Annotated in this window: 1 protein-coding gene; it reads left to right on the forward strand. The window is 44.8% G+C overall.

All coding sequences use genetic code 11. The features are described 5' to 3' along the window. Nucleotides 1–110 precede the first annotated feature (110 nt). On the forward strand, nt 111–919 hold an 809-nt coding region (locus tag HCR01_RS38015), incomplete at its 3' end, for a replicative DNA helicase (protein ID WP_320073273.1).

Here is a 919-nt window from a genome sequence, read left to right on the forward strand (position 1 = left end):
AAACTTCAAGCCGCAGTCGATGCTCAAAAAGTTCGCCCCAATCCCAGATTTTCTTCTGCTGACTTGCGAGAAGTTGAATCCCAATTGAAACTAGCTCTTGGAGCGTAACCATGTATACAAATCTTGACAACGTAATTTCTTTTGATCCTGACCGCAATCAAGTCAACTTACCACCTCAAAATATCGAAGCCGAAGAGGCTATTCTGGGTGGCATTATGCTTGACCCCGAAGCAATAACCAGGGTCAACGATATCCTAATCAGTGAAGCTTTTTATGTCAGCGCCCATTCGTGGATTTATCAAGCTGCCACCAGACTCCATGCCCAAGGTCAGCCTACTGATTTGCTTTCAGTCACCGCTTGGCTGGCTGACAATGATCTCCTCAACCGCATTGGTGGCAGAAATAAGTTGGCCACTCTGGTAGACCGCACTGTGTCAGCTGTTAACATCGACGCTTTAGCTAATTTGGTGATGCAGAAATACCAACGACGGCAGTTAATCAAAACAGGTTCGGAAATTATCAAACTCGGTTACGAAACCGAAACTGAACTACCACAAGTCCTCGAACAAGCTGAAGCGAAAGTTTTCACTGTCACTCAAAATCAAAACGATGAACGCTGCAAGGTTTTCTCTGCACAAGATATGGCTCTTGAACTTTACCAAAAATTGGAGTTGGGCAACATGGCAGGACAAAAAGTTGGTTGGTATGACCTCGAAGACATCACTGGCGGTATTTATCCTTCGAGTTTAGTTGTAGTCGCCGCTGAATCTCACATGGGTAAAACTCACTTCATGATTTCTTACGCTTACGAAATTATGACCAAACTTGGGCTACCAGTCCTTTATGTAACCCCAGAAATGGACAAAACTCAAGTTAATGCCCGAATCCTTGCTCGAATCACAGGCGTAGATGCTGCCGC

This window comes from Nostoc sp. MG11 (assembly GCF_014904695.1).
GTDB lineage: Bacteria > Cyanobacteriota > Cyanobacteriia > Cyanobacteriales > Nostocaceae > Komarekiella.